This is a genomic window from Priestia sp. D3YE.R1 (assembly GCF_049199565.1).
Classification (GTDB): Bacteria; Bacillota; Bacilli; order Bacillales; family Bacillaceae_H; genus Priestia; species Priestia aryabhattai.
This window is the reverse complement of sequence record NZ_JBLTHW010000001.1, coordinates 1,064,710-1,088,374: the sequence shown is the minus strand read 5'-3', so window position 1 is coordinate 1,088,374 and position 23,665 is coordinate 1,064,710. Positions and strand designations below refer to the sequence as shown.

The 23,665-nt window shown below is 39.8% G+C and carries 30 protein-coding genes and 1 riboswitch; of the genes, 10 read left to right on the top strand and 20 right to left on the bottom strand.

Annotation, left to right across the window (positions count from 1 at the left end; all coding sequences use genetic code 11):
• Positions 1-53: 53 nt before the first annotated feature.
• Both moaC and ACOZIR_RS05520 read left to right on the top strand, forming a co-directional pair.
• The gene (gene moaC, locus ACOZIR_RS05525) at positions 54-542 is read left to right on the top strand and encodes a cyclic pyranopterin monophosphate synthase MoaC (RefSeq protein ID WP_045293624.1); all 489 of its coding nucleotides are present in this window, start codon (positions 54-56) and stop codon (positions 540-542) included.
• 12 nt (positions 543-554) lie between these two features.
• A complete protein-coding gene (locus ACOZIR_RS05520) occupies positions 555-1,067 on the top strand; it encodes a MogA/MoaB family molybdenum cofactor biosynthesis protein (RefSeq protein WP_045293626.1) in 513 nt (170 codons plus the stop codon).
• 33 nt (positions 1,068-1,100) lie between these two features.
• Here ACOZIR_RS05520 and ACOZIR_RS05515 read toward each other — a convergent pair whose 3' ends face one another.
• The 3 genes from ACOZIR_RS05515 to ACOZIR_RS05505 form a co-directional block, all read right to left on the bottom strand.
• Entirely contained in the window at positions 1,101-1,763 is a 663-nt protein-coding gene (locus tag ACOZIR_RS05515; protein ID WP_045293628.1) for a sulfite oxidase-like oxidoreductase, read from the bottom strand.
• A gap of 76 nt (positions 1,764-1,839) precedes the next feature.
• Positions 1,840-1,946: riboswitch (SAM riboswitch) on the bottom strand.
• Between the two features lie 146 nt (positions 1,947-2,092).
• Positions 2,093-2,461: a hypothetical protein gene (locus tag ACOZIR_RS05510; protein WP_045293629.1), complete on the bottom strand. Its 369-nt coding sequence runs from the start codon at positions 2,459-2,461 to the stop codon at positions 2,093-2,095.
• 13 nt (positions 2,462-2,474) lie between these two features.
• On the bottom strand, positions 2,475-4,085 hold the full coding sequence (locus ACOZIR_RS05505; RefSeq protein WP_340141809.1) for a putative polysaccharide biosynthesis protein: 1,611 nt from the start codon (positions 4,083-4,085) through the stop codon (positions 2,475-2,477).
• Positions 4,086-4,416: 331 nt separating this feature from the next.
• Here ACOZIR_RS05505 and ACOZIR_RS05500 point away from each other — a divergent pair, with 331 nt between their 5' ends.
• The gene (locus ACOZIR_RS05500; protein WP_340141808.1) at positions 4,417-5,001 is read left to right on the top strand and encodes a YjgB family protein; all 585 of its coding nucleotides are present in this window, start codon (positions 4,417-4,419) and stop codon (positions 4,999-5,001) included.
• Between the two features lie 27 nt (positions 5,002-5,028).
• Here ACOZIR_RS05500 and ACOZIR_RS05495 read toward each other — a convergent pair whose 3' ends face one another.
• From ACOZIR_RS05495 to ACOZIR_RS05485, 3 genes are all read right to left on the bottom strand, one after another.
• The gene (locus tag ACOZIR_RS05495) at positions 5,029-5,871 is read right to left on the bottom strand and encodes a GNAT family N-acetyltransferase (RefSeq protein ID WP_045293635.1); all 843 of its coding nucleotides are present in this window, start codon (positions 5,869-5,871) and stop codon (positions 5,029-5,031) included.
• Entirely contained in the window at positions 5,868-6,533 is a 666-nt protein-coding gene (locus tag ACOZIR_RS05490; protein WP_340141807.1) for a cyclase family protein, read from the bottom strand. The genes ACOZIR_RS05495 and ACOZIR_RS05490 overlap by 4 nt, the downstream gene beginning before the upstream one ends.
• Before the next feature lie 94 nt (positions 6,534-6,627).
• A complete protein-coding gene (locus ACOZIR_RS05485) occupies positions 6,628-7,755 on the bottom strand; it encodes a 2-methylaconitate cis-trans isomerase PrpF family protein (protein WP_045293639.1) in 1,128 nt (375 codons plus the stop codon).
• A gap of 184 nt (positions 7,756-7,939) precedes the next feature.
• Between ACOZIR_RS05485 and ACOZIR_RS05480 the strand changes: the two genes are divergently transcribed.
• The 3 genes from ACOZIR_RS05480 to ACOZIR_RS05470 all read left to right on the top strand — a co-directional run bounded on the left by ACOZIR_RS05480 (position 7,940) and on the right by ACOZIR_RS05470 (position 10,642).
• Complete coding sequence (locus ACOZIR_RS05480) at positions 7,940-8,800, top strand: LysR family transcriptional regulator (RefSeq protein ID WP_025750019.1); 861 nt, start codon at positions 7,940-7,942, stop codon at positions 8,798-8,800.
• A gap of 296 nt (positions 8,801-9,096) precedes the next feature.
• On the top strand, positions 9,097-10,413 hold the full coding sequence (locus ACOZIR_RS05475) for a CitMHS family transporter (RefSeq protein WP_045293641.1): 1,317 nt from the start codon (positions 9,097-9,099) through the stop codon (positions 10,411-10,413).
• A gap of 67 nt (positions 10,414-10,480) precedes the next feature.
• Positions 10,481-10,642 carry a hypothetical protein gene (locus ACOZIR_RS05470; RefSeq protein WP_169746681.1) on the top strand — a complete coding sequence of 54 codons (162 nt, stop codon included), beginning with the start codon at positions 10,481-10,483 and terminating at the stop codon, positions 10,640-10,642.
• Between the two features lie 106 nt (positions 10,643-10,748).
• Here ACOZIR_RS05470 and ACOZIR_RS05465 read toward each other — a convergent pair whose 3' ends face one another.
• A complete protein-coding gene (locus ACOZIR_RS05465) occupies positions 10,749-11,426 on the bottom strand; it encodes a hypothetical protein (RefSeq protein ID WP_045293643.1) in 678 nt (225 codons plus the stop codon).
• Between the two features lie 159 nt (positions 11,427-11,585).
• Between ACOZIR_RS05465 and ACOZIR_RS05460 the strand changes: the two genes are divergently transcribed.
• A complete protein-coding gene (locus tag ACOZIR_RS05460) occupies positions 11,586-11,825 on the top strand; it encodes a hypothetical protein (RefSeq protein ID WP_340141806.1) in 240 nt (79 codons plus the stop codon).
• A 35-nt stretch (positions 11,826-11,860) separates the two neighbouring features.
• On the opposite strand, the gene ACOZIR_RS05455 is transcribed toward ACOZIR_RS05460, so the two are convergent.
• From ACOZIR_RS05455 to ACOZIR_RS05445, 3 genes are all read right to left on the bottom strand, one after another.
• Entirely contained in the window at positions 11,861-12,505 is a 645-nt protein-coding gene (locus ACOZIR_RS05455) for a Bax inhibitor-1/YccA family protein (protein WP_045293644.1), read from the bottom strand.
• A 145-nt stretch (positions 12,506-12,650) separates the two neighbouring features.
• On the bottom strand, positions 12,651-13,232 hold the full coding sequence (gene clpP, locus ACOZIR_RS05450) for an ATP-dependent Clp endopeptidase proteolytic subunit ClpP (RefSeq protein ID WP_045293646.1): 582 nt from the start codon (positions 13,230-13,232) through the stop codon (positions 12,651-12,653).
• Positions 13,233-13,261: 29 nt separating this feature from the next.
• Positions 13,262-13,927, bottom strand: coding sequence for a sigma-70 family RNA polymerase sigma factor (locus tag ACOZIR_RS05445; protein WP_071271734.1), 666 nt, complete (start codon positions 13,925-13,927; stop codon positions 13,262-13,264).
• Positions 13,928-14,079: 152 nt separating this feature from the next.
• Between ACOZIR_RS05445 and ACOZIR_RS05440 the strand changes: the two genes are divergently transcribed.
• On the top strand, positions 14,080-14,619 hold the full coding sequence (locus tag ACOZIR_RS05440) for a DUF2199 domain-containing protein (RefSeq protein ID WP_045293651.1): 540 nt from the start codon (positions 14,080-14,082) through the stop codon (positions 14,617-14,619).
• A 38-nt stretch (positions 14,620-14,657) separates the two neighbouring features.
• Here the strand turns inward: ACOZIR_RS05440 and ACOZIR_RS05435 are convergent, their stop codons facing one another.
• From ACOZIR_RS05435 to ACOZIR_RS05425, 3 genes are all read right to left on the bottom strand, one after another.
• Complete coding sequence (locus tag ACOZIR_RS05435) at positions 14,658-15,908, bottom strand: C40 family peptidase (RefSeq protein ID WP_045293653.1); 1,251 nt, start codon at positions 15,906-15,908, stop codon at positions 14,658-14,660.
• A gap of 177 nt (positions 15,909-16,085) precedes the next feature.
• On the bottom strand, positions 16,086-17,285 hold the full coding sequence (locus tag ACOZIR_RS05430) for an MFS transporter (RefSeq protein ID WP_045293655.1): 1,200 nt from the start codon (positions 17,283-17,285) through the stop codon (positions 16,086-16,088).
• A complete protein-coding gene (locus ACOZIR_RS05425) occupies positions 17,254-17,706 on the bottom strand; it encodes a MarR family winged helix-turn-helix transcriptional regulator (RefSeq protein ID WP_045293656.1) in 453 nt (150 codons plus the stop codon). Before ACOZIR_RS05425 ends, ACOZIR_RS05430 begins: the two co-directional genes overlap by 32 nt.
• Before the next feature lie 252 nt (positions 17,707-17,958).
• On the opposite strand from ACOZIR_RS05425, the gene ACOZIR_RS05420 reads away from it, so the two are divergent.
• Positions 17,959-18,387 (top strand): hypothetical protein, encoded by a 429-nt coding sequence (locus tag ACOZIR_RS05420; RefSeq protein WP_045293658.1) that lies wholly within the window; start codon positions 17,959-17,961, stop codon positions 18,385-18,387.
• 14 nt (positions 18,388-18,401) lie between these two features.
• On the opposite strand, the gene ACOZIR_RS05415 is transcribed toward ACOZIR_RS05420, so the two are convergent.
• From ACOZIR_RS05415 to ACOZIR_RS05400, 4 genes are all read right to left on the bottom strand, one after another.
• A complete protein-coding gene (locus ACOZIR_RS05415) occupies positions 18,402-18,779 on the bottom strand; it encodes a hypothetical protein (RefSeq protein WP_045293659.1) in 378 nt (125 codons plus the stop codon).
• Between the two features lie 156 nt (positions 18,780-18,935).
• Positions 18,936-19,586, bottom strand: a complete 651-nt coding sequence (gene sigH, locus ACOZIR_RS05410) for an RNA polymerase sporulation sigma factor SigH (RefSeq protein ID WP_013058500.1) — start codon at positions 19,584-19,586, stop codon at positions 18,936-18,938.
• Positions 19,587-19,971: 385 nt separating this feature from the next.
• Positions 19,972-20,127, bottom strand: a complete 156-nt coding sequence (locus tag ACOZIR_RS05405) for a DUF3934 family protein (RefSeq protein WP_162837669.1) — start codon at positions 20,125-20,127, stop codon at positions 19,972-19,974.
• Between the two features lie 77 nt (positions 20,128-20,204).
• The gene (locus ACOZIR_RS05400; protein WP_013058502.1) at positions 20,205-20,405 is read right to left on the bottom strand and encodes a cold-shock protein; all 201 of its coding nucleotides are present in this window, start codon (positions 20,403-20,405) and stop codon (positions 20,205-20,207) included.
• Between the two features lie 482 nt (positions 20,406-20,887).
• Between ACOZIR_RS05400 and ACOZIR_RS05395 the strand changes: the two genes are divergently transcribed.
• Entirely contained in the window at positions 20,888-21,562 is a 675-nt protein-coding gene (locus ACOZIR_RS05395; protein WP_340141805.1) for a hypothetical protein, read from the top strand.
• 41 nt (positions 21,563-21,603) lie between these two features.
• Here the strand turns inward: ACOZIR_RS05395 and ACOZIR_RS05390 are convergent, their stop codons facing one another.
• The 3 genes from ACOZIR_RS05390 to ACOZIR_RS05380 all read right to left on the bottom strand — a co-directional run bounded on the left by ACOZIR_RS05390 (position 21,604) and on the right by ACOZIR_RS05380 (position 23,654).
• Positions 21,604-21,717, bottom strand: a complete 114-nt coding sequence (locus tag ACOZIR_RS05390) for a YjcZ family sporulation protein (protein WP_013058504.1) — start codon at positions 21,715-21,717, stop codon at positions 21,604-21,606.
• A gap of 277 nt (positions 21,718-21,994) precedes the next feature.
• On the bottom strand, positions 21,995-22,129 hold the full coding sequence (locus tag ACOZIR_RS05385) for a hypothetical protein (protein WP_272946339.1): 135 nt from the start codon (positions 22,127-22,129) through the stop codon (positions 21,995-21,997).
• Between the two features lie 136 nt (positions 22,130-22,265).
• Complete coding sequence (locus ACOZIR_RS05380; protein WP_045293663.1) at positions 22,266-23,654, bottom strand: amino acid permease; 1,389 nt, start codon at positions 23,652-23,654, stop codon at positions 22,266-22,268.
• Positions 23,655-23,665 lie beyond the last annotated feature (11 nt).

Below are 23,665 nucleotides of genomic sequence, written 5' to 3'. Positions count from 1 at the left end.
TCTCACTATTTCTATCATACAACAAAATTTACTGAAAAAGGATGAAAACACCGATGTCTTCTTTTACCCATTTTAATGATCAAGGCCGTGCCAACATGGTCGATATTAGCGAAAAATCTATCACTCGCCGCGTCGCAACCGCTCGTTCAAGCATACTTGTTAACAAAGAAATTCACGAAGCGATTGTCGAACATAAAATTGGAAAAGGCGACGTCCTTGCTGTTGCACAAGTAGCAGGAATCATGGCAGCAAAACGCACGTCTGACATTATTCCGATGTGTCACCCTCTTTTATTAAAAGGCGTGAACCTTTCATTTGACTGGGATACAAGCAATAATCAGTACCGTTTATTAATAGAAGCAACGGTTAAAACCGAAGGCTCAACAGGTGTTGAAATGGAAGCTTTAACCGCTGCTTCTGCCTGTGCATTAACCGTTTATGATATGTGCAAAGCTATTGATAAAGGCATGATTATCGGCGAAACGTATCTGCTTGAAAAATCAGGCGGCAAAAACGGTGACTATAAACGCACCGAAGCGTAAAGGAGGTACACGATGAGCGTACACGAACATAAATCTAAAGCAACTCAGCCCGTTCGCTGCAAAGTCATTACGGTATCCGATACACGTACAAAAGAAACCGATAAAAGCGGCGCGCTAATGATCCAACTTCTGAAAGAACACGACATGCATGTCGCTTCCTATGAAATTGTAAAAGACGACCAAACGTCGATTCAACAAGCGATACTTGCTGGCTGCAGTGATGAGGACATTGACGTTGTTCTCACAAACGGCGGGACTGGCATTACAAAACGAGACGTCACGATTGAAGCCGTTCAAGCGCTGATTCATAAAGAAATCGTTGGGTTTGGCGAGCTGTTTCGCATGCTGAGCTACACGGAAGACATCGGCAGCGCAGCGATTATGAGCCGGGCAATTGCCGGGACGATTAACGAAAAAGCCGTTTTTTCTACACCAGGATCAAGCGGTGCTGTTCGTCTAGCGATGACCAAGCTGATTTTGCCCGAACTTCGCCACGTTGTGTGGGAATTAAACCGCCAGCGCTGACAAAATGCCTATGCACACGCATAGGCATTTTCATTAATCATAGTCTTTATGTACCCACTCATCTTCTGGAATACCTAAATCTTCTCCAGAAAAACGTTCTTCTTTAAACGGATCTCCTCTAAGATGAAAGCCGTTTTGCTCCCAAAAACCAGGATGATTTTCATCAATAGCCTCAAAGCCTCGAAGCCATTTAACACTTTTCCAAAAGTACAAATGCGGAACAACCAATCGCAGCGGATATCCATGCTTAGCTGTAAGCGGCTCTCCGTTAAAAGAATGAGCAAGAAGAATATCGTCTCTCAGTAAATCTTTTACCTCAATGTTTGACGTATAGTCATTATCTCCGTGCAGCATGATATATTTACTTTTTAACTCCACGCCAACTGCCTTCAAAAAGTCTGTAAACAGCACGCCCGTAAATTCATTATCAAGCCTTGTCCATCTCGTTACGCAGTGGATATCACACTTAACCGTTGTTTGCGGCATATTCAATATATCTTGATACGAAAGCGTTACTTCTTTGTCTACTAACCCAAACACGCGAAGCGTCCATTCCTCTAAGTTATACTCCGGCACGTCCCCTTCATGTAAAATTGGAAATCGCTCCGTTACTACCTGACCCGGAGGCACTCGTCCTTTATACTTTGGATCAATTTCTGGTGTTTTCATTCGTTTGATACGGTCTGCTTTGTTCAAAAATATCACCTCGTTGTTTTTTCTACATAAAAAGCCCTTCCTTAAATAAGTAAGGAAGAGCTTCGTTTCAGCTTCTTCCTTATCTCTAAGAGCAGCGCACTCTTAAGGATTTGGCACCATTCTGTCATAGACAGCGGTTGCCGGGTTTCACAGGGCCAGTCCCTCCACCTCTCTTGATAAGGAAACAAATTGTATTTGTTTTATGTAATAAAGTCAGTATTAAGCTTTTTGTCATAATTGTCAATATTATTTTTCTTTTCCGCACAAAAAAACTTGAAAAACAGATAGAGGTATAAGGTTTTAGTCTACTAAAATACTATGTAAAGTCTTTACCCTTCTCCATCAATCATCGTATACTTCCTAGCAAAGCGCTTGTAGTAAATTTGCTCATCTTCTTGTCCATCGTTAAAAACAAGTCGATTATGATCAATATCTTTTTCTTTTAACAAATAGCCCTTTTCATTCATCAGTTGAATATATTCATCTAAATGTCCTTTTTTCACCACGTAGTGAAGAGCATCATCTGAATCCGTAGTCTCTGCTACACCTTGACTTCCCACTTCTAATTTGAATACGGCTTTTGCTGTTTGAAGGGGACGGTAATTTCCAAACACTCTTTCCCAATTTAAGAGCAGCAGCGCTCCGAAGATTATGATACATCCTCCAGTCGCTACGGTTAGTACAAATCGTTTTGACACTACTTTCTCTCCTTTACATTCTTTTTCTTCTATTTAATACAATGGCTTGCCCTAAGCTTGTTTTTACGCCAAGTCCTAGATACACAGCAGCGCCTAAAGCAATTGAAATACAAGATGTGCTAATCGCAAGTGAAGATGCAGACAGCTTATTTTCTAAAAAATAGTGAGAAGCATAATTGCAGATAACCACAGCGGCTGACATCACACTTACTAATAAAACAGGCGTCAACGCCGCTTGTCCCAGTGATTGAATCCGGTAAGAAATGGATTTTTTAATTAAATAAAAGTTATAGATAACCGATACACCATACCCTCCGTACGTCGCGACAACCGGTCCAATTTCTTTTAAGCTTGAAACCAGCAGTACGTTTAATACTATCTTCATAACAATTCCTAAGCCCAAGCCTAAAATTAACTTCTTTTGCTGATTAATTCCTTGGAGAATTGCGGCTGTTACGGTGAAAAGAGCAAATAAAATCGCAGCAGGCGCGTACCATTGCAAAACAACTCCACCGATTTCAGGACTGTTTTTCACTCCAAAAATCATCATATATACCGGCTTACCTAATAAACAAAGGCCTACCGCAGCAGGAAGAGTAAAAAATAACAGCAGCTGCAGCGTTTTTGTAATCTTTCCTTTTACTTCTCGTAAATTCCCTTGCACAAAAGAAGATGTAATGCCCGGAATCAGCGACATGCTGAAGGCAGTTGCTAACGATACCGGCACCATCACTAAAATCTGTGCTAATCCAATGACTGAGTTGATCGTTTCAGCCTTAGCTTGTCCATATCCTATTGATTGAAAGAGCATGTTAATCGTAAACGTATCAATATTTTGATAGATCGGAATAGCTAAACCAACTAATACAAACGGAACGGCGTACGTTACAAGCTCTTTGAACATTGAAGAGAACGAAACGGATTTATTATTCTTTCCGCTGTTCGCTTCTTTCATAATCAACCGCTTGCGCTTCAAATAAATCATACCAAGAACCCCTATTCCCCCTACGCCTCCAATAAACGCTCCAAACGTACCAATTCCAACAGCTTTTGTCATCGTGCTATGAAAAAGGTGAATGACAGCATATGCTCCTGCTAAAATGAACAGCACACGTACTATTTGTTCAATAATTGTACTTAGCGCAGACGGTCCCATAGACTGGTTACCTTGAAAGTAGCCTCGTAATAGACTCATAGGCGGAATAATAATTAAAGCAAAGCTCACCATTCGGATAACATACACCACGTCTTTTTGACTATTTCCTGAGGAATCTTTTCCGTTAATGACTAGTTCAGCGAGCCACGGTGCCATTGTATAAAGCGCTAAAAAGCCTACTATGCCCGTTATCGTCATTAATAGAAGTCCTGCTTTTAATAGATCTTGTCCCGCACGGTAGTTTCCAAGACCGTTATATTTCGATACATACTTCGAAACAGCAAGCGGAAGACCCATTGTCGATAAGCTTAGCATCAAGGTATATGGACCGTATGCATACTTATAAAGCGCGTAACCTGACGTTCCGACTAGGGCTGTGAAAGGAATAATATAAATAAAACCTAAAATTTTTGTTAGCAAAGAAGACACCGTTAGTAAAAGCGTACCTCTCATCAAATTTTTTTCCATACATCAAAACTCCAGAAATAAATATTATTTTTTAACAAATACTTGATTTATTGTATCATACTTACAGTTATTATCTAGTTTTTTATAAAGACTTAGAACCCTTCCTATATTACGTTTTTTTACATAATAAAGGAATAGAAACCAATCTTTTCACCTATGATAAATGAATCTTTTTTTACTTTTCACTTTACCTGACGTTTACATTCTAAAAGACGTGTTACATTATATGTATCAGTTACCAACTCAACTAAGACTCCTTGACTATTCTGGCCTATCTGCTCTTTTAGGTAGACTGAGGTTGCCAAATCGTTATATATAGGAGGAAAAAATCATGAAAATGAAACAACGACTATCAAAAGCGGCAGCTGCTGCAACGATTACAGGAATTGCTGCGTTTGGATTTGCTCCTGTCGCTCAGCTTGATACACTAGCACACGCAGCTACATCTCAAGAAACAAGCAGCCAGAGTCAAACAGCTGTAAAAAACATTAACGAAATTTATAACGACGCAGTAAAAGGTGAAGTGCCACGATTAACAGCAGACTTTAAAATTGGCAAAACCCTGCGTCAAGACGTTCGTGATCAGTTCGGTCCGCCGCCTGAAGGTTCATCAAATAACTTTGACTACTATCATGCGGAAATGGGCCATCCTGGATACGCATTTGGCTATGACAAAAATAACGTCATCAACGAAATTCGCTATTTTGGTACGAATGTAGAGCGTCAAACAAATTTAGGGTCCATCACGCAAGCTAACTTAAAGAAAGAATTAGGTCAGCCAAACTTTACAAGCAAAGTAAAAGGTGATGGTACGACTCAATCGAAATACACGTATCACGCCGGCGCCTATGATCTTGAATTTATTTTTGATGATAGCAAAACATTAAATCACGTAAATTTAGTTACAAAACCTTAATTCATAGAAAAAGTAGCAGACAGCCTGCTACTTTTTTTCATGAATTAAAACTAATGCTGAATCAGCTACGTGTTCATACCCAATCTCCATGTAAATCTTGTTAGACGTAGGGTTTGTCGTGTCCGTGTATAGACTTGTTGTTTGAAAACCTCTGTCTAGCATAAGCTGAGAAAGCTTGGATACACAGCTTGAGGCATAGCCTTTTTTACGTTCTTTTTGAGGTGTGTATACAAAGTTAATTGTAATGTTATGGACCGTTGGACGCGTAGCATTGGCAACCGACACATACTTGCCGTTTACTTCCCATAAAAATAGCCGTTCTGCTTTAATAAAAGCTTCTCCTGTTTTGACAGCTTGTTCTTTTGATACAGGCTCTCCAATGACGCTCATAAACTCCCAAATCCATTCTGTCACGAGCGGAAGATGCTCCAATCTTGCTTTTATCAGCACTCCGTCCGCGTCTGCAGCTTTTTTCACTTTGTCTAACCGGTAAATACGCTGATCCATTTTTAAAGAAGCTTCTTGATTTTTTAGCGCTGCTAGTTTTTGAGAAAGATATAAAACCGTTTGTTTCTCTCCAACTAAGCCCGGTACGGCGATTTCTTGTAATAGCTCTGCCGCTGCGCTTAGTTCATCCTCCGTTAGCTGCTGTATTTGAGACAGGATGATTTGCCCAGGATGGGTTTGTAGCAAAACAAGCGCGGCACGGCCGTCTTTTAAAATAACACCCATAAAATTTGGTTTGCTGTTTTCATGTAAGCTATGTAAAATGCCCAGCGCTAAGTTATGAAGGACTTCATTTTCCGCTAAAAGCGGCTCGACTTGGTTTTTAAATTCCTGTACTTCTCTGTATCTATGTAACTGGATCATTTTCTTTCTACCTCCGCAAATGCTCTTACCGGAAACGTTCCGGTTTCTTTTATTTTAGGAGGCACGGCGTAAAATAAAAAGGACTCCGTTAGTTGATCTAAGCGACATAAGTGTTCAGCAATCACAATGTCCGCTCCTAACAGCAGCGTATGAGCTGGTCTTGCTTTTCCTTTTGTATCATCAATATTCATCGAATCAATTCCAACAAGAGCGGGCTGTTGAGACACTAAATAAGCTGCCGCGCTTTCTGTTAAGTATGGATGATTTTCTAAATAATCGTCTGTATTCCAGTAGTGATCCCATCCCGTATGAATTAATACCGCTTTGCCTTTTACATCTACATGTTGAAAATGAGATTCATCAATCGCTTTTAAAGTCGGGTCAACTGAAACGACTATTCCTTCTAACCCGGCTGTTTTATCAATAGCCGTTTGAGCTAAATCCGCTCCGTCTTTGTATCTGTGAAACGGCACGTCAATATACGTACCGGTATTCGTGACCATTTCAATTTTACCGATTTGAAATTCAGTGCCTGGTTCATAAAGCTTTCTAGACTCTTTTCGGCTTAAATAGTCGCAAATGATCGGTGCCGGCAAGCCTTTATGTGTGATAACTCCGTCTTCAATGATGTGGCTTAGATCAATATACGTTCTTTTTTTCATACCTTCACCCACTTTTTCAATATTCAGTAAAAATATTCTAACATAAAAAAGCTCTTCCTAGTTTCCTAGAAAGAGCTTTTTTTAGAGAACATTATTAACTTGATAAACATACATCATACGTATGCTTTGTATAAACAAATCCTTCAAAAATAAGACGGGCTGTACGCACTACTTTGATTCCTTTAACCTGTCCATCTTTTAGATCCACACTGGTTTCCATAATTCCCATTGGATGAGCAAGTCGAACGGTATCGCCTTTTAATTGAACCATTTCTGACGGAAGCGTGCCTTTTGTATAGATAGCCGCCGTTGTACAAATTGCTCCTGTAATCGCAAGCGTTTGATGCGGTTTTTGCATCGACATCATGCGAATTAATACGTCCATTTCAGAAGCAGCTTTTTCTCTTCCAGTCCCGTCGCGGTGGTCCATTGGAGGAGCAATAATCGTCATTTTTGGAACCGCTGGTGATAGTTTAGTTGCTTTGTCTTGAGGTGCAAGCCCCGCTTTTTCCGCTGCAATGGAGCGAATTTCTTCAAATAGCTTCAGCTGTTTGTCCGTGTATTCATGGGGAAGTTCTGTTCCCTTTAGGCCAATATCTGCTGCTTTAACAAATACAAGCGGATTTCCTACATCAACAATTGATGCTTTTACTGTCCCGATGGATGTTTGCAGAAGATCGATAGCGTTCCCGGTTGGAAGAAGTTTTCCAGTAACGGCTCCTTCTCCGTTTTCAAACGAAAGATAAATGGGTGAACCCGTACCTGGCACTCCAGGAATCATACAGGATCCTTCTGTTTTCACTTTCCCGTTTTCTACTTCTACTTCCGCTACGATTACTTTTTTGGTATTTGTATTATAGATCCGCACTTTAGTCACCGGTTCCACAGCTTGTACAAGTCCTTGTTCAATTGCATAAGGTCCGACCGCTGAAGAGATATTGCCGCAGTTTCCTTTAAAATCAACGAGAGATTCGCTGATGCTAACCTGCGCAAACGTGTAATCTACGTCAGCTTTCTCTAAATCTGATTTTTTTATAATCGCGATTTTACTTGTCAGCGAATTAGCTCCGCCGAGCCCGTCAATTTGACGTTGATCCGGACTTCCCATTATATCTAGCAGAAACGGTTCCCAATCCGATTTGTTCACAGGCATTTCTTCATGATTGATAAAAACCCCTTTACTCGTTCCACCTCTCATAACCGTTACAGGAATGCGCGTCATATTAATCACCTTTCTCCCCTACTAACAAACGCCGAGGCGTTCATCAAACCATTTTATTTTTTTACTATTTAGAACCGGTTCATTTGCCATTTATCGTATAATAGAGGTGGTCATAAGTAAAATACATAAAATTTATTGTCTTTTTAAAATTTTTTTTATAATCTAAATACAAGGGGGAATCGGGATGGATCAAAAAGATTGGATATTAATTAAAACGCTTCATGAAGAAAAGAACATTACGCGAACGGCTGAAAGGCTCTACGTATCGCAGCCTTCTTTAAGCTACCGTCTTAAAAATCTTGAAGAAGAATTTGGCGTGTCGCTTTTCTTCAAAACGAAAAAAGGAATTGAGTTTACATCTGAAGGTGAGCATCTTGTTCGCTATGCGGAAAATATGTGGAAGCAGCTGCAGGAAACAAAAGACAGCATGCGTAATATGAGCGAAACCGTTACGGGAACGCTTCGCTTAGGGGTATCGAGTAACTTTGCACAGCATAAGCTTCCTAAAATTTTAAAGCAGTTCTCTCTTCACTACCCAAATGTACAGTTCAGCGTCAATACGGGCTGGAGTACGCAAGTTATGAATCTATTAGACTCTTCGCGTGTGCACGTTGGTATTTTACGAGGCAATTACCCGTGGAACGGAGAAAAATCACTGCTGACGAAAGAACGGCTCTGCTTAATTTCGAAAAAAGAGATTGCGATCGATGACTTGCCGAACCTGCCTTATATTAACTATAAAACCGATACGTCGCTAAAAGATCTCATTCAAGACTGGTGGCATGACAAGTTTTCAGAGCCTCCGTTTGTAGCAATGGAAGTTGACCGGCAAGAAACGGCCAAAGAAATGGTCAAAAACGATTTAGGCTTTGCGATTTTACCTGAAATTTGCCTTCACTCCAGCGACAACTTATATACATACGGACTTTCGTACCGAGATGAATCACCTTTGCTTCGAAACACGTGGCTCATGTATGATCCTTCTTACTTGAATCTATCGGTCGTGAAAGCGTTTATTGACTTTTTAAAGCTAAGTGAAAAATAAAGCCAAAGCTAAAAAGTTTGCGTCTTGGAAGAATCTCTCTTTTAGACCAAGCTTTTTTCTAGACTACCATTATAAATTTTTTTTATGAGCTTTCTAAAAAAACCTATATTTCCTTTATTTTTAAAAATGTACTAACATGAAAACAAGAAACATCAGCGGGAGTAAAGAGCGGCTTTAAAAATTCTTAATAATCAAACTACGGCTCATACATGGGGATGAGAGATGTTAGTCACGTTTTTTTACTCTAAAAGAAAACGCTTTCAGAGAAAAGAGGGAAAATAAAGGAGGTTGTTTGAATGCTAGCACTACTAGGTTTTACAATGATTATTGTCTTTACGTATCTCATTATGTCAAAAAGGATGTCTCCTATCGTAGCTTTAATGGTCATTCCACTTCTTTTTGCGGTGATTGGAGGGTTTGGCAAAGGCGTCGGAGACATGATGCTAGAAGGGTTAAAACAAGTAGCTCCGTCAGCTGCGATGCTGCTGTTCGCCATCTTATATTTCGGGGTTATGATTGATGCCGGACTGTTTGATCCATTAATTAAGCAGCTGTTAAAAATCGTAAAAGGCGATCCGCTTAAAATCGTCATCGGAACGGCTCTTCTATCGCTTTTAGTTGCACTAGACGGAGACGGTACAACCACTTATATGATTACGGTTTCTGCTCTTCTTCCACTTTATAAACGCCTGAATATGAGTCCGTTAGTGTTAACGACAGTTGCGATGCTTTCTCTTAGTATTATGAGCAGCATGACGCCTTGGGGAGGCCCGGCTACTCGTGCGATTGTCGCCCTTCACCTCGATGCATCTGAGTTCTTTATTCCACTTCTTCCAACGTTAATTGGCGGAGCTTTGTGGGTTGTTTTTACAGGCTATATTCTTGGAAAAAAAGAGCGCAGACGACTTGGTGCTATTGACATTGAGCAGTTTGAATTAAAAAGCTCGCTTGCGTTTGCTGAAGACGCATCTTTAACTTCTCAAGAAGATATTACACAGCCTAAAAAAATCTGGATTAACTTAGCTTTAACCATTGCACTAATGGTCGTGTTAGTTTCTGGCATTTGGTCAGTTTCTGTTTTATTTATGATTGGTTTTGCGCTTGCTCTTATGATTAACTATCCAAAACTTGAGGATCAAAAAGAACGTTTAATGGCTCATGCAGGCAACGCGTTAACTGTTGCAGCCCTTGTTTTTGCAGCCGGTATTTTTACAGGAATACTATCTGGCACTAAAATGGTTGATGAAATGGCAAGCCTGTTAATTCATTTAGTTCCTGATTCACTCGGTTCATTTTTACCGACAATCGTTGCTTTAACAAGCATGCCGTTTACATTTGTGATGAGTAACGACGCTTATTACTTCGGTGTTTTACCAATATTCGCTGAAACAGCTGCTTCTTACGGAATTGATCCGATGGAAATTGCGCGAGCTTCAGTACTCGGACAACCTGTTCATCTGTTAAGTCCGCTTGTGGCGTCTACTTTCTTACTTGTAGGTATGGTAGGTGTTGACCTTGGTGAACATCAGCGCTTTGCATTTAAATGGGCCATTTTAACATCTCTTGTTCTAATTGCCCTTGCTATTGTCACAGGCGCACTTACGCTATTTTAATAGGAATAAAAGCCGTTATGGCTCTTTATTAATAAATTGATAAATGATAGGTGGAGGTACTTCTAAAATGTATGTAATTACGTGTTATGTAGGAAAAGGTGAAATGAGAATGTACGAGTTTGATAGTAAAGAAGACGCGCTTGCTCAGCTCAAAAAGCTGAAAGGCTGCACCATTCTTTCAGAAGTTGTTTACTTTAATGATTCATCAGTTATTCCGGTAGCTATTTAATTATGCACCACTCAACCCTATAGGTACAAACTTGATAAGCTTCCTTTCGCTCAAAAGGAAGCTTCTTTTTTTATGTTCTTCTGAGACTTCGGTCCCTTCTCTCTCATCAACGTTTTGTTACGTCTGGTTCGTTTTGTTTCCTTGCTTCAATCATATGAATAATTCGATTAGTATGTGGAGTTAACGCTGTACATTTTTGATAGAAGGCGCCGTCTACAACAAGCAGCTCTTCGTCCATTCCGCAAAACTTGCAGCGAAGCTCTTGTGGTCCACTGTAGGATGTGTGATAGACATTATCGTTAAAGATGGTGTAAAAAGTATCTCTTTGCTGGGCATCGTAAAAGCCATATTGCTGGTTATCGTCGTCGCGGTAGTTAACACCATAGTTCCGTTCAAATTCTTCTTGAGTAAATCCATCCTGCAAAAGTTCATTTTGTACTAGTTCTCTTAAACAATCTTCTATTTCTTCGTAGTTAAATGAACAATTATGTGCGTAAACATCTAGTTCTTCAGTGCTGTTTTCTTTTACCATCACTTCACTGCCGCAAATCTTACAGGGGTGTTTAGGGCACTGTTGATCAAAGTAAGAGAGCGTTTGTACCTTTTCCACTGCTATTTCATCGCTCACCTTTTTAAATTTAATCATCACGTTTTCTGTTTGACTAACGTTTTCGTTATACAATATCACTTCATATTCATCTATATTCTTTCCGTTTTCTGTTCGACTCAAATGCTCCATTACTTCATATGAAGAAATAGTAAAAAACTCTTTAAAATTCACCACTAACATGCATCCTTCCAAAAAATTTACGTTCTCTATGTACCTGCTCTATACTACCATTTCTTCAAAGGCTTGCACCACTAAACGAACTTCTTTTAGGTTCGTGCATATCCCTTTCTTAACAGGCATACATAGCATTAACCCTTTTATAAGGAGACTTTTGTGAATACGTATGTAATCATCAGCATTGACGTTGTTGCCAGCGCATTTTCATTTCGGAAATATCGAAAGCAAGTCGTTGAAATATATACAATCAGTGAATTTATTCAGGCTAAAAACGGTGCGGTCGCTACAAGCTCACCTGGTTTGACAAGTTTTTTAAAGAACCTTACGCTATCGGCCCAAACTATGAAAAAACAGAGGATGATTTTAGCGAGGATGGAGATGGCGGAGAATAAATAAAAGAAAAAACCTGTTGTGACAACAGGTTTTTCTTATTAATCATCGCTTCCTAAAATACCGAAAAAGCGAAGCAAGTTGATGAATAGATTAATAAAGTCTAAATAAAGAGATAGTGCCAGCATTGGAACAAGCTCTTCCGTGATTTCACCGTGCTTCATTTTGTTAAAATCATACAGCACGTAAAGTGAAAAAACGATGGTACCAATCACTGAGAATGCCATGAGTCCAGGCGTTGTTAAGGGACTAAACAGCGAGAAAATGCTGATGCACACTAGGGCTAACAGTGCTACTAATAAAAAGCTGCCTAAAAACCCTAGATCTTTTTTCGTTTTTGCGCCAATTACACCCATCACCGTAAAAATAACGAACGTGCTTCCAAATGCATAAAGAACGACTTGCGCTCCCGCTACTGATGCATAGTAGCTAACAATCGGAAACAGCGTGATGCCTGATATAAATGAAAAGGCATATGTAAAACCGTATCCTACGCTTTTTTTCTTGCGTAACATAAATGCCGCAACGAGCATCACAAGTTCAGCAATCGCTAAAGGAAGAAAATAAGCCGGCGGCACATATTGACCTACGTATAAGCCAACTGTTGAAATAAACAACGAAAAAATAAATGTGACTAATACTTTTTGAAACAGAGACCGCTGCTCTACTCCAATCACTTCTTGCATGTGTAAAACCTTCTTTCTAAAATCTGTTATATTTTATATAATACCTACCTTTTTAAGAAAAATAAAGATAATACTAAGGTCTTTTTTCTTATTTATATAAACAAGGAAGCATAGACGCTGCCGTCTATGCTTCCTTGTTACCTCTTTATTTCGGCAACAGAATACCATCAATAATTCCGTAGTTCTTTGCTTCTTCAGCGCTCATAAAATAATCTCGTTCCGTATCATGTGCCACTTTTTCAACCGGCTGTCCCGTTCGTTTTGATATAATTTCATTGATATGCTGCTTTAATTTTAAAATTCGCCGGGCGCTAATTTCAATTTCAGTCGCCTGCCCTCTAGCCCCTCCCAGCGGCTGATGAATCATAACTTCACTATTTGGAAGTGCATAGCGCTTTCCTTTTGTTCCCGCCAAAAGAAGCAGTGCGCCAAAAGAAGCGGCCATGCCCGTGCAAATCGTTTGAACGTCCGGCTCGATGTACTGCATCGTATCATAAATCGCAAACCCTGCTGAAGTCGAACCTCCAGGGCTGTTAATATACAGGGAAATATCTTTTTTAGGATCATCTGCCGCAAGAAACAGCAGCTGCGCAACCACACTGTTGGCAATATGATCATTGATTTCATCACCAATTAGAATAATTCGGTCTTTTAACAGCCTCGAATAAATATCATACGAACGTTCACCGCGGTTGCTTTGTTCAATTACATATGGAATTGTACTCATACATATCCTCCTTATCACACGTAATATGGCTATGCAGCCATGCAGAGAGTGCACGTCGGAGTATACGTTGGTTTTTGAATGACGCTTTTTAAAGAAGGCAAAGCATGAATCAAAAGTGCTGGATCCTGCGCTTCTAGCGTCTTATAAAAAAGCTCTGACAGCTCTTTTCGTTCTTTTTCATCCCAAAAAGAATCCGTAGAAAACGGCTCACCGTCTTTTTCTAACCGCTGCTTGGCACGATGCAAATTGCTTTTTACCGCTGTTTCTGACGTTTGTAAAATCGAAGCGATTTCTTTCACCTGATAGCGGAATCCTTCTTTTAAGAAAAAGATAACCGCTTGCTTCGGCGTAAATTGACTAAGCAGCAGCTCGACCGAGTGTCCCTTACTATCAAACGTATGCTTGCCGTCTTGCTGCTCCAAACCTTTTTCTTCGGCTATTCCTTCACGCTTTCGTTTTCTCAGCAGATCAATCCAGTGGTGGTACGCAATTTTATTTAACAGCGCGGAAGACAGCTTGTGCTCTTCACCTTTATATCGCTGAGCTTTTAAATACGTTTCTTGGGCAATATCATCTCCGTCCCACACATTTTGTGCTAAAAAGCGGCAGTACTGCTGCAATTTTGGGTAATGCTCGTTCCAGCATGCATCGTTAAAGCTTTCTGTTTGTGTTTCGATTTTTTTTGAATGTGACATTATTTTCACTCCTTTTGCACTCTCTATTTAGTAAACGATTAAAGGAAGTTCAAAAGATACGGGGCATCAAACTTTTTTACATATTATACGCTTAAACAGCCGTTTTTTTGTATTATAATGAAGATACTTTTATCTGAGGAGTCTAAAATAATATGCGAAGAAGACGATTATACGGCAAGAAGAAAACGAACAAACTTCACTATAAAGACTCAACCTGTAAACACCCTCAGCCCGCTTTGCCTATGAGCTATACAAGTGAGGCTCCTTTTTACTATTATGAGGCGTCAGACGATGAAAGACAGAATGACTTTGAACTATATTCAGAGATTTGTATCATGAACCAAGAACATTTTTTCGTAAGAGGCTGTGTTGAAATTCCTGTTCTTAATGAAGAAGAATTTTTCACTTGGAACATATGGGTTTCTTTAAGCGAAGAAAATTTCCGCCGAATGATCGATTTATGGAAAAATGACCAAAGAGAAAATGAACCGCCTTATTTCGGCTGGTTTTCAGTTTCCATTCCAGGGTATCCTGAAACGTTAAATTTAAAAACAAATGTGCATACACGATCCGTTGGAACAAGACCGCTCATCGAGTTAGAACCGACGGATCATCCTTTAGCCGTCGAGCAGCGGGAAGGAATAACGCTAGAGCGAATCAAAGACATACAAAAGCAATTGACTTCATATTAAAAAACAAGACAGCCCCAGACTGTCTTGTTTTTTTACCTTTATGGCATGCGCTTTGCTCCGTAGTATTTAGGCGCCCAGTAGCTGTCTACTTTATAGTTTGTAATTTTCACGCCTTCGGATGTAGATACGTGAACGACATAGTCATTTCCAATATAAATAGATGGAATAAGTGAACTTCCTTCAAAAAAGACGAGATCTCCTGGCTTCAAGTCAGATTGTGAAATGGTTTCTCCTGCTTCCCACTGCTGACTCGCATAGCGCGGAATGTCTTTTCCGGCTGCTTCTTTGTAAATGTATTGAACAAAGCCAGCCGTATCAAAGCCTGTAGAAGGGCTTGTCCCCCCTTGTGCATAAGGTACTTCTCCTACATATTTAAGAGATTCCGTTACAAATGGATTGTCTTTTGACAGCGCTAAGTCATCGTAGCGTCTTGCTCCGGCATACTTAGACGTCCAGTAGCTGCTCGTCAGGTAATCAACCGTCACATTTTCACTGCGCTTCGCGTGAACAAACTGATTGCCGCCTGCGTAGATGCCAACGTGTGAAATCCCTTCCCGATACGTATCTTTAAAAAAGATAACGTCTCCTGGTTTTAAATCTTCGCGAGCAACTTCTTCGCCAACTTGCCACTGCTGATCGGTTGATCGCGGCAAATAGACATCGGATGCATGCTGAAATACATACGCAACAAATGCGGAGCAGTCAAAACCGTCCGTTGGCGACTCACCTCCAAATACATATGGTGTGCCGAGATGTTTTAGCGCTTCTGCAATCACTTCATTATCTTTTGCAATTTCCGGTGCTCCTGTAATGCGCTTTGCTTTGGCAAAATGTGATGACCAATAGGCGCTGCTTGAAATGTTTTTTACAACAACTTTTCCGTCTGAAGAAGATGCATAAATCATTTCATCGTCTCCGATATAAATGGCGGCTACGTTCACTTCACCGTTTTCATTGGTGTCAAAAAACAATACATCGCCTGCCTGCAGCTCACTTTTGTCAACATCTGTTCCAAGCTCTGATTGTTCTTTCACCGAACGAGGAAGCGTTGTATCAAGCGCTTGCTTGAACACATATTGAACAAATCCAGAGCTGTCAAACCCGTCGCTTAGCGTTTCGCCTCCGGACGTATAGTCGGCTCCTTCATATGTTTTGGCTTTTTCGGCAATCACGCTTTCATCTGTGGCAGCCTGTACTTGTACAGCTTTTTCAGCAGGAAAAGCGCCTTCATAAAAAGTAGTAAGACTAAGTCCTAACGCTGTGACCATAAGAGGTTTCATTACTTTCATGTTTGTTCTCCTTTGTTTTTTATTTCATCCAAAAAGTTTTATATGTAAATGGTTCCCCTGTTAAAGTATGGTGCAGATGGATAGGAATTGGCTAGTACCTTTTGGCTTAAATATGCTTACCTTCCAAAGTCCTGTAAAAAATCCATAAAAAAACTCGGCGCATTACGCCGAGCTTTTTTATTTCATGCCTACCTGGATATTTGCTGCTTTTTGTTTTTGACGTAAATGTGCAATCCACTTGTAGTAAAGTGTAATCAAAAGAACAAAAATACCAAGCGCAAAGTATAGTTTTGAATACCCTAAAGCACCTGCTGCAATTCCTAATACGAATGAACCAACCGCAATACCACTATCATAAAACGTAAAGAATGTGGCAGTTGCATATGCGCTTCGGTGAGCAGGCGCCGCTTGAATTGCAAGCGTTTGGAAGCTAGGAAGCAGCGTTCCGTAGCCTAGTCCTACTAACGCACCTGAAAACAGCAGCATCCAAGAAGAATGCGTAAGACTTAAGCTAAATAGACCAATCGCAAAGACAATACATGATGGAATAATCACAATGTTTGGGCCAGCTTTATCAAATAATCTTCCTGTAAACGGTCGTGAAATCAGCATCGCAGCTGCGAACACGACAAAGAAAAAGCTTGCTGTTTTAATCAATCCAAGCGACTGTGCGTACACAGAAATAAAAGAAATAATACTTGCATACGAAAAAGAAACAAGAATACCTACAGATGAAATCGGCATGGATTTCTTTTCAAACAAATCGCTCAGTGAAAATGATTTCTTTACTGACGGAGCAGCGTTTTCCTGAAGATTTTTGACCATCATGCCGCACAGCCAGCCAACGAGCATAATCACGCCAAACACAAGGAAAATAATGTTGTATGCCATGTACTGATGAAGCGTTAATGCTAAAAACGGCCCTGCAACAACGGCTAAGTTCATTGACATTCCAAAGTAGCCAAGTCCTTCTCCTCGTCGTTTAGCGGGAACTAAATCCGCTGCAATCGCTCCGGTGACGGTTGTCGCTAAGCTGAATGAAATTCCTTGGAAGAAGCGCAGTAATAAAAGCACGTTAAAATGGTGGATAAGCATATACAAGAAGGAAGAAAGCGCAAAAATGAGGGTACTAAATACGAGCGTTTTTTTCTTTCCAATGTTTTCAATGACTTTCCCTGAAAATGGTCTCACAATAATCGCAGATAATAAAAAGATAGTAACAACAAGCCCTGCCTGCGTACTCGTGCCGTCTAAGGCGTCTAATACATAAATCGGCAGCAGCGTCAGCAATGCATAAAACACGACAAAAATAAAAAAGTTGGTAATCGCAATGCTGATAAAGCTTTTAGTCCAGATTGGCTCCTGCTGGTTCGTCATTCATTTCACCCTTTTCTGTAGATTTACAAATTTTCTTTAATAATGAAATAAGCTGATCCTGTTCGCTTTCGGATAAAGCAATCAGCAAATTTTCTTCTAAACATTGAATCTTTTGCTGAATTTCCGGAAGCCTTTCCTTCGCTTGAGGAGATAAATAAACGATGCGCTCTCGTTTATCACTGCCTGCTTTTCGGATAATCCATCCGCTTTTTTCAAGCCTTGTTAACGTTCGCGTAACCGTTGGCGCTTCGACATTTAAATACTGCCAAATCTCCGTTTGCGTCATCGAGCCAAATCGCTTTAAACAAAATAAAATCGAATACTGTGAGCTGTATAGCCCGTACGCTTTTAGCACTTCGTTTACTTCTTTAATAGACAATCTCGACTTTTGATGAAGCTCATGAAACACCAAGTTATTCACTTTTCTCACCTCACCTTTTAATTTATTTACCTAGGTAACTAATTGTTCTTTTATTAGTATATGTGCTGTTAGTTGATGTGTAAAGGCAGCTAAAAAGATCGAAAATCAGCTGTTTTCTCTTATTTTCTACTAATGATTTACGCTTTCACTTCTGTTTTCTTATTCTTTCGCATCACGAAACTTTTTGTATATATTTATATGCACCTGCAAACTCTTTTAAAGAAGACGAAACAATATGCGGGAGGCTGGTATATGTTTTCACTGCGCGGCGATGCTCATAAAGTCTACCTTAAACTAAAAAAAGCGGCTCATCAAAATCAAAACGCAGAAGATATTGATGAATTAGCGGAAATGGAAGAGATTCGGCAGCTTTACCTTATGCTAGACAGCGTTACTTTACGAAAAGTGTATTACCGAATGACCAAAGAAAAAAACGGCTCCGGCGTCATCCCTATACTTGTTTCTGCCTTGCCTTGGCTCTTTTTTTTATTTTCACAGCGGCTGCAGCAATTTTTATTTAAAGACGGCAGCTGGCTTTGGATTATTTTTGTGGTGCTGTATGTTTTTATTCTCATTCCAAGCGTGTTTCTTCATTTCCGTGAACAATCGTGGGCTTCTGTTCATATTGAAATTATTCAAGACATTTTAAAAGACCGTGAAAAAGAGCCGAAACCCCTTTGAGGTCCGGCTGTTTTTTATTCACTTAGCTTATTCATGGCCTTCGGAATGAAGTGATAGAATAAAAATTCACCTAAGAGAAGCAGCAAATAAATCATGATGAATTGAAAAACAATAAATACATGATGCGTATGTGTCCAAGCAAGCATATGCATCGTAGAATAAGCCAATGCAGCAATTAACAGTAAAAAACATATTGCGTATAGAAGACGCTTACCCCAAGAAGTAGCTTTTATTTTCTTTTTAATAAGCCTGCGGTGCTGAATTCCCTGTAAGCATACGTAACTAATTAGCACAAATGTAAGCGTCTCTCGCCTTACGAAAAAAAGAACGAGTCCAATTCCTACAATCATCCACGTTAGCTTGGCGTGATGCTTGTCTAGAAAGAAAAGCATAGGATCCTCCTTCGAAATTAACATGCTATTAGTTTAGCACATAAAGGAAATTATGGTAAAAAATGAATTTGTTAAACATTTCAGTATAGAAATGCAGGATAGACAACTATTCAATAAAAAAAGAACCTTATTATCCAATAAGGTCCTCTTTACTCATTATGAAATAGCTTGTCTGCTTTCTACGTCGCGACCTAACTTTCTTTTGATACGCTGCAGCGCGTTGTCAATTGACTTGACGTGCGTATTTAATTCTTTCGAAATTTCAGCGTATGAATGGCCGTCCATATACAGCGTCAATGCTTTTCTTTCCAATTCACTAAGTGTTTCCGCAATTTTTAACTCGCGGTCTTCCACTTTTTCTTGATGAATCAGCACCGCTTCCGGATTAGCAATTTGATCGCCAGGAATCATATCCATCAGCGTATAGTTTGATTCTTCATCATACAGAGGCTTGTCCAATGAAATGTACGAATTTAACGGACCGTGCTTTTGACGAGTAGCCGTTTTAATCGCCGTAATGATTTGTCTTGTGATACATAACTCCGCAAACCCTTTAAAAGATGTTAGCTTGTCTTCGTTAAAGTCGCGAATTGCTTTGTACAGTCCAATCATTCCTTCTTGGACGATATCTTCTTTCTCAGCACCAATCAAAAAGTATTTTCTTGCTTTTCCCCTTACAAGATTTTGATACTTGTTGATTAAATACTCTAATGATTTTTCGTCTCCACTATGAACCATTTCAACCAAAACATGATCTTCTAACATAGCATAATTTTGAACTTTTTCAATTACGATGCCTACGCTCACTCATATCCCCCCGTTACACTTAGTTGAGTTTTGATGTGTTCTAAACTGATGCATGATCTACTTGTTACGACGCTACTGCAATACGGTCCAGAAACGTAAAAAGCGTACAGAGTAAACTGTCGCTTTCCTCTCTCACTTTATGCTCCCCTGCATCTTTCTATAATCTATTATAAAGAAGTATAACCGATAAAAATCAAAAAGGTTGTCGAAATATGAAAGTGTTTGCAAAAAAAATCAATTTTTATAGAAAATTCACACAAATCACTTTATTATTTCATATAGTGACAGCAATCTGTCAAAAAAGCAATAAAAAAATAATTCCATATGAAATAAACTTACTCAAGCAGAGTAAGTCGAAGTTGCAGATGATACTGCGCATATAGGATTAGTTGCCTTCCGGCTTATCAGCATTTTTTGTTCCCTTGCTTTTATAAGGCTTTGCATTTTTCTTCTTTTTTGCACTCGCCTGCCAGCGGTTCCACCCTTTTTTGCCGGTGCCTCGCCCCGTGCCGCCTTTACCTTTTGCTTTACTCATACGTATTCCTCCGTTACCTGCGTGTTTGCTACAATAAAAAAAGACCCCGTCCAAAGTCGGAGTCTTTTTTGGATTGCATAAAATTATGCTTTTACAACGTTAGCAGCTTGTGCACCGCGTTGACCTTGCTCGATGTCGAAAGTCACTTTTTGACCTTCGTCTAAAGATTTGAATCCGTCGCCTTGAATTGCGCTGAAATGTACGAATACATCTTCTCCGCCTTCAATTTCGATGAAACCGAAACCTTTTTCTGCATTAAACCATTTTACTGTACCTTCAGTCATACTATTTCCTCCAGTGGTGGAATTACTCCACACATATATTACTACCCTTGCTCAATCGTACTATTTCCAGATAAAAATTTCTAATGAAGAATATTTCTCTTCTTTCAATTTCATACCGAACAAAAATAATTAACCTTAGTGTAACATATCAATTTAGAAATAGCAAGTTCCTGTTCTAAGACAGGCTTTATCCTAATTATGTATCTGTTAAAAACCTCTGTATAAGCTTTGAGGCTACCAGCATTTCTGGATTGTGATACGGCATAAAGTTTTTTCATTCAGCAATATGTATCATCTGCAAAAAAATAAATATTTCATATCCTGCTTTCTAAGAAACCATGACACTTATAAATGGACATGGACATTTTTTATTAATTTATTTTTCACTCTCTTTTCTCCCATGCAATAAAATAACCATTAATTACAAAAAAAGATAATAATAGTATATAATGATACGTGATTTATAGCGAAGGAGGAACAACATGATTCGTGAACGATCACTTTTGATAAAAGGACTCATCTTTTTACTAGCTGTTTTTATTTTAAACATCCCTTTCCCTAACTCAACGCCGTTCAGTCATTCTGTCTTTTCTTTTTTAGGTCTTCCCATCTATGGAAATGAAGAAACAATGATGGGAATTCAATACGCTAGCAATGCGTGGGGAATTATACTTTTACTTGGTCTTTTTGCACTTTACAAAAGTTTAAATCGTCATCGTTTAAAACTAACAATTTTAGCTGCGTTTATTGTCATATCAGGTCCTGGTCATATGGTTGAAGCGATGCAAAAGACCGTATTACCAGGTATGTATGCCATTTCTTACGATGCGGAAAACAGCAGCTGTACATTTGAGAGAAATAAAAAAGAAACCGTATTAACGGGCACCTGTGACCTTTCATTTGAAAATCACAGCTCAAAACCCATTACGTTTGAAGTAGCACTAGATGAGCGTTCCTATTTTAAAGAAGATACCCCTTTTTTACTGATGATGAATAAGCCTAGGCTTCATACTGTTACGTTGGAACCAAAGGCGTATCAAACTGTCGAAATCACTTCATCTGTCAAAGTAGCAGACTTTCCTTCTAAAATCTTTATGAGTGAAGTAAACGGCTTTCACGTAAACATTTATCAACACGAAAAAAAGCGTTATTTATGAGCATTGAAAAAAGCCCTTATAGGGCTTTTTAAATGAGTGAATTACCAGCCAAAGCCTCCGCCGTAGCAGCTGCAGCCGATGATTACTAATAAAATAAATAATACAACTAATAAAGCAAAACCAGATCCATGACCATATCCAGCATTTCCAGACATACAAACACTTCCTTTTCTTTAGTTACTCTTCCCTCAAGAAAAATGCTGTTTGCATTTCGCTTGAGTTGGATTATCTTATGCCTGAACACGCCGATTTGACTCAGGTTTTTTCTTTTTTCTTTTTCCTTCTTGCCATGCACTTCATTAATAAAAGAAGAAAATAGCCTAAGAAAAGCGCTGGCTTCGCCTCTTATTCTCTGCCCAAAAGAGATTGAGACATAACGAAATCAATTCAATTTAAAGAGGAATAAATGGGATAAATGAGCTTAACTGCTTTTTACACCGCTGTTAATTTCCGTGCAAGACTTCGCTTTCCGCGGGCGGCCGGTGAGCCTCCTCGTCGCTGACGCTCCTGTAGGGTCTCACCTAATCCGCTTTTCCCGCGGGAGTCTTCGCCTTGCCCTCCAATCAACAGCTAGAAGTAATTACATATAGTAAACCTACGTTCACCATAGTAATAAAAAAATCCGAACGAATTCCATTCATCGTTCGGATCTTGGATCTTCCTTTCAAACCAAAATAATTTTCAGCCTCTCTTACAAAACCATTTATTTCACTAGCTTACGTCTTTCAGAAGATAGCATTTCCGCGCGTTTACCGATACCTAGTACATAATAGCTCAGCACGACAATAGCTAAAAATATAATCCCGACAATCAGCGATATGCGCGTTTCATCATTAAACCACATGCCTACAAGCACCATAAATAAAAACGCGATGGTTACGTAGTTCGTCACAGGAGCAAAAGGCATTTTAAATGGATGTTGGTCCATCGCCGCTCCTTTTGCTTTTCGAAAACGAATTTGACTGATAAGAATCACAAACCACGGAATCATACCTGGAAGCACGCTCGCACTGTACACGTACACAAAAACGTTTGGCGGTGCAATATAATTTAAGACAACGCCCGCCGCTAAACCAATCATCACCGCAACGGTACTATAAATAGGCACACCGTTTCGAGAAACCTTTGTAAAAAAGGCCGGAGCCTGACCGTTTACACCTAGCGTGTAAAGCATACGTCCTGCACTGAAAATTCCGCTGTTGCACCCAGACATGGCCGCTGTGATGACAACAAAGTTAATAATGCCCGCCGCTGCTGTAATTCCTACTTTAGCAAACGTAGAAACAAACGGACTGCCGAGTGAATCCAGCTCGTTCCACGGATACACCGTTACAATCACAAAGATGGCGCCGATATAAAAAATTAAAATACGCCAAATTAAGCTTTGAATTGCACTTGTTAACGTTTTTTTAGGATCTTTTGCTTCTCCAGCTGTAATTCCAATAAGCTCTACTCCTTGATAGGCAGCAATAACAAGCGACAGCGCAAAGAAAAAGCCTGACCATCCGCCTGTAAAGAAACCGCCGTTTGCCCACAAATTCGACAGGCCAAGCGCTTCGCCGCCGTTTCCAAGACCGAAGAAAATAAGGCCAAGACCGGCAACAATCATGAGAACAATCGTAACAACTTTAATCATTGCAAACCAAAATTCAAACTCTCCAAACGATTTCACCGAGATTAAATTGGCCCCACCGAGAATGACCATGGCGACAATTCCCGGAACCCACGCCGGTAAATGCGGGAACCAGTACTGCATATAAGCTCCGACTGCAATAATCTCTGCCATGCCGACAATCACCCATTGAAACCAGTTGCTCCAAGCCGTGATATAACCCGCTACCGGATGAATATATTTATGACCGAATGTCGCAAACGAACCCGTACTGGGCTCTAAATAAAGCATCTCACCCATTGCACGCATAATAAAGAAAATAAAAACGCCGCAAATAGCATACGCAAGCAGGACGGATGGCCCCGTCCATTTAATGGTGCTTGCTGAGCCCATGAATAACCCTACCCCAATCGTTCCTCCAAGAGCAATCATTTGGATATGACGAGATTCAAGCCCTCTTTTTAACTCTTTGTTTGCCAATTTACTTCCCC